This is a genomic window from Sulfolobales archaeon (genome assembly GCA_038897115.1).
In the GTDB taxonomy this organism is placed as follows: Archaea; Thermoproteota; Thermoprotei_A; order Sulfolobales; family AG1; genus AG1.
This window is the reverse complement of record JAWAXC010000153.1, coordinates 1-3,906: the sequence shown is the minus strand read 5'-3', so window position 1 is coordinate 3,906 and position 3,906 is coordinate 1. Positions and strand designations below refer to the sequence as shown.

Sequence of the window (3,906 nt, the reverse complement as noted above, 5' to 3'; positions counted from 1 at the left end):
GGATCTCTGTGGAGGTAGTAATAGCCCTTGAGATATTCGTGTGTAGCACCGATAGATGGTGATTTCGGGGATCTAACCACCTCATATGCTCCCACAGCCCATTCCAGGGGTCTTAGCTCGAAGCCAAGGCTTCTAAGCCTGTTTTCAAGCCATCTACAGTTGATTCTGAGATTGTTACATCTAACGGTTGGCCTCAGTATAGAGGGTTTCTCCATAGCCCTCAACAGATCCTCTGTCTCGCTACCAAGGATCCTCATGTATCTCTCAACCATATATGCTAGATAGCCATATCTCTCTGCAAGCCCCTCGGCCTCGATGCTTGGTTTAACCTCTATCTCGCTGAGTATCTTTGAAATGGTTATCTCTTCAATAGCCTCTATACCCATTATATATGCACCCTCAGGATTATCATTGTATATGTTGATACAACACCCTGTATAGATCTTATGGAGTCTATGCATCTATTTATATAGCTAATACCCATACCCCTCACAAGCACAGCTATATCATACTCCCCTGTAACCTCATACACAACTTCCACACCCTCCACACCCCTTATCTTCTCAGCAATCTCAGGTGTCCTAGCTGGGGGAGCTGTTTTCACTAGCACGAGAGCCCTCACCTCTCCCTCTACGGAGTATTCTATGCTGAATCTCCTGATAACCCCCCTTCTAATCATGTTATTCACCCTCTTCCTAACAGCTGCCTCGCTTAGCCCTACTGCTTTTGCTATCTCTGTATATGATGCTCTTCCATTCCCCCTCAAGATCTCGAGGATCTTATAATCTATCTCGTCTAACCCTACCACCACCTATGATATAGGATTCTAGGTGGAAATAGCTCTAAATCCGGATAAGGTCTCCATGAGGATCTTATTAAGATCGAACCAAACCTGCTGTAACAATTACCAGCTAATACTATCTCATGGCCCTATTACTTATATGGGGCGCACCACATAGCATAGATTTGGTGATGCTATGAACGCCAGATGCCCTGTATGTGGTAGGCCCCTAGAAATCCCTGAGGATCCTGTTTCGGGCGAACTCGTGGATCATGATTGCGGTGCAACAATAGAGATCATTGTTTCGGGTGAGGGGATCAAGTTAAAGCCTTTCCAAGGCGTTGGAGAGGATTGGGGAGAATAGGCTGGCTCTGAAGGGTCTTAGTTGATACTCATAGTATACTACTCAGTAGCTAGGTGGGAGGAGGAGAGGATAGCTGATGCACTTAGGAACATGGGTGTTGCTTTTGATATGATAGATATAAGTAGGGAGCCCATAGAGGTGGGTGGAAGCTTCTGGAGTAGATATCAGATAGCGATCCAGAGGAGCGTTAGCAGATCTGCTGCGCTGGAATCAAGCGCAGCCCTCGAGGGCTCTGGGGTGAGGGTTATCAATAGCTCGATATCAACAGCTATCTCTCAGAGTAAGATATGGTGTCTATCGATCTTATCGAGATCCGGGATCCCTGTTCCAAGGAGCTATGCATCCTTCGGAGCTGAGGCTATTAGGAGGAGTGCCGAGGCCATTGGATATCCCCTTGTGTATAAGCCTTCTCAGGGGAGCTGGGGCAGGCTTATCTCCATGGCAAGAGATCCTGAGGAGCTTCAAGCGATAACAAGCCATAGAGAGGCTATAGGGCCCCAAGCTATATATGGGCTTATTCAGGAATATGTTAGAAAGCCTGGTAGGGATATAAGGGCTACTGTTATAGGTGAAGAGGTAATACCTATCTATAGAATTAATAAGAGGCATTGGATAACAAACACAGCTAGGGGGGCTGAGGCAGCCCCAGCACCAAGAGATCCAGAGCTAATAGAGATCTCTATAAAGGCAGCAAAAGCCCTAGGCCTAGAAATAGCTGGTATAGATATATTTGAACACCCCGAGAAAGGCTACGTTGTTAACGAGGCAAACCCTGTGCCAGAGTTTAAAAACGTAGCAAGGGTCACAGGCATTGACATTGGTAGACTAATAGCGGAATACGCTGTAGCACAGCTAAAAAGATAAACATAATAAATATAATAGTTAATACAAAGATATAGAATAGTAAATAGATAGATCCTTGGATCCCAAGGCTAAATATTAATAAGCCGCCTCTTAATATATGATCTTGGGGGATCTAGATGTCAGTTAAAGAGAAAATAGTAGAAACACTCAAAACAGGTCCAAAGACCGTGGATGAGATAGTAAAGGCTGTGGGAGCCCAGAGCAGGGTTGTTAAAGGTCTACTGACAAGGCTTGAGAAAGAGGGGAGAGTAGAGAAGACACCTGAGGGTAAGTACAAGCTGAAATAGGTTTTCCCAAAAACCCAAATTCCTTTTTTATAAACATCTCTCCATACCTCTAACCTCTCCAAACCCTGCAGACCAGAGACAGTATACCGCCTAAAAGATTAGGTGCTATCTATATACCTGTTGACTTGACATCTAAACATGGGGATCGTTGATATGGTGAGGAGAATCATTAGAAGGGTTTTAGAGGGTGATATAGCGCTCTGGCTCTCCATAGTGCTTGTCATAACTATAGCATATAACCTATGGGCTCTCTATGAGACATGGCATATGTTCAACTATCCAATTCCACTAAGATCCCCGGGATAGGGTGGTTAGTATGGATAGACATGATAAGATAGCCATATCAATGATCTTCCTACTCTCACTCCTACTAGCAATTATAAGCAGCATATGGCAAGCTTCTACAATGCCGAATATACCTCGAGAGTCATTTGATATAGATCCTAGAACTGCTTTAGAACTCGCAAGAGGTTTTGCTAGGAATTACTCGGATGGGGTAGTACCGCCTGGTGTAGATATCTATATTACAGGGATACAGTGGGCTTGGATCCCTAATAACATTAAGATCAAGGCAGGCGTCACCTATAGATTCATATTCATGTCATCAGATGTGGTTCACGGATTAGAGATTATTGGGCCAAAGGGGGTTGTATATAGTTTGATGGTGATGCCTGGCATGGCATATGTTGCTTATCTTAGATTCGATGAGCCTGGGATATACGAGATCCGATGTAATGAGTACTGCGGTATAGGGCATCAGGATATGATTGGTAGGATAGAGGTGGTTAGGTGATGAAGCATATAGAGATTTCAAGATTATTTGCTAGCGCTGAACCTAGCTCAGCTATGCTTGCTAAAATAGCGCTAATACTATCTCTGGTATCGCTATCGCTTGGAGGGATAGCTGCTACTATAGTTGGGCTTACAAGATCCACCTTAGCAGTCCTTGTAGATCCCCTTGGCTATTATAGATGGCTAACCGTACACGGGCTTAACATGCTCATACTATGGCTACCCATATTCGAGGTAGCGGCATTGTACACCATAATGTCTATATTCATTAGGAGCAGGCCGGCTAGCCCTATTATAGCGTGGATCGGTCATCTCCTAATCATCACGGGGTGGTTCCTACTAAACTGGAGCGCCTTTACAGCACCTCCAGTGCTATACACAGCCTACACACCGTTAGCCACGTCTCCAAGCTTCTATATAGGGTATGAGCTTCTATCCGTAGGAGTCCTCATAGCAGGATCGATCTACATAGCAACCCTCATAAAATCAGAGAGCAAGAACTCCCTAATACCATGGGCCGGTGGCGTCGCTGCAGTAATCGCGATAGCCACAGCTTTGAATGGCATCATAGCCTTTCTATTACCCCTATCCCAGCTTCTAGGCTTAGTAAGCAATTCTAACCCCCTCTACTACCACTGGATATTCTGGGGTTTTGGGCATGATGCCCAGTATATAAATGCATCTGCAACAGTGCTTGCCTGGTATCTCCTCCTAGCGCTGGGCTCTGGCCTAGCCCTTCTCAAATTTGTAAGCTCCCCTCTAGCTAAGCTAGGGCTTATACTGCTTATGATCTTCGTAACACCTGGGATAGGGCATCA

Annotated in this window: 8 protein-coding genes; 6 read left to right on the top strand and 2 right to left on the bottom strand. The window is 45.1% G+C overall.

All coding sequences use genetic code 11. From position 1 onward, the window contains the following. Positions 1-386, bottom strand: a 386-nt coding sequence (locus tag QXE01_11995; GenBank protein MEM4971960.1) for a hypothetical protein, incomplete at its 3' end; no start/stop codon positions are given. Next, complete coding sequence (gene lysM / locus QXE01_11990) at positions 386-808, bottom strand: HTH-type transcriptional regulator LysM (GenBank protein ID MEM4971959.1); 423 nt, start codon at positions 806-808, stop codon at positions 386-388. The genes lysM and QXE01_11995, both read right to left, overlap by 1 nt. A 169-nt stretch (positions 809-977) precedes the next feature. Between lysM and lysW/argW the strand changes: the two genes are divergently transcribed. From lysW/argW to QXE01_11960, 6 genes are all read left to right on the top strand, one after another. Further along, a complete protein-coding gene (gene lysW/argW, locus QXE01_11985) occupies positions 978-1,145 on the top strand; it encodes an alpha-aminoadipate/glutamate carrier protein LysW/ArgW (protein ID MEM4971958.1) in 168 nt (55 codons plus the stop codon). A gap of 21 nt (positions 1,146-1,166) precedes the next feature. Further along, positions 1,167-2,009, top strand: coding sequence for a lysine biosynthesis protein LysX (lysX, locus tag QXE01_11980; GenBank protein ID MEM4971957.1), 843 nt, complete (start codon positions 1,167-1,169; stop codon positions 2,007-2,009). A gap of 116 nt (positions 2,010-2,125) precedes the next feature. Next, the gene (locus tag QXE01_11975; GenBank protein MEM4971956.1) at positions 2,126-2,296 is read left to right on the top strand and encodes a hypothetical protein; all 171 of its coding nucleotides are present in this window, start codon (positions 2,126-2,128) and stop codon (positions 2,294-2,296) included. Positions 2,297-2,449: 153 nt separating this feature from the next. Further along, complete coding sequence (locus QXE01_11970) at positions 2,450-2,602, top strand: hypothetical protein (GenBank protein ID MEM4971955.1); 153 nt, start codon at positions 2,450-2,452, stop codon at positions 2,600-2,602. A gap of 10 nt (positions 2,603-2,612) precedes the next feature. After that, positions 2,613-3,089, top strand: coding sequence for a hypothetical protein (locus tag QXE01_11965; GenBank protein ID MEM4971954.1), 477 nt, complete (start codon positions 2,613-2,615; stop codon positions 3,087-3,089). Then, positions 3,089-3,906: cbb3-type cytochrome c oxidase subunit I (locus QXE01_11960; protein MEM4971953.1), on the top strand; the 818-nt coding region annotated here is incomplete at its 3' end. The genes QXE01_11965 and QXE01_11960, both read left to right, overlap by 1 nt.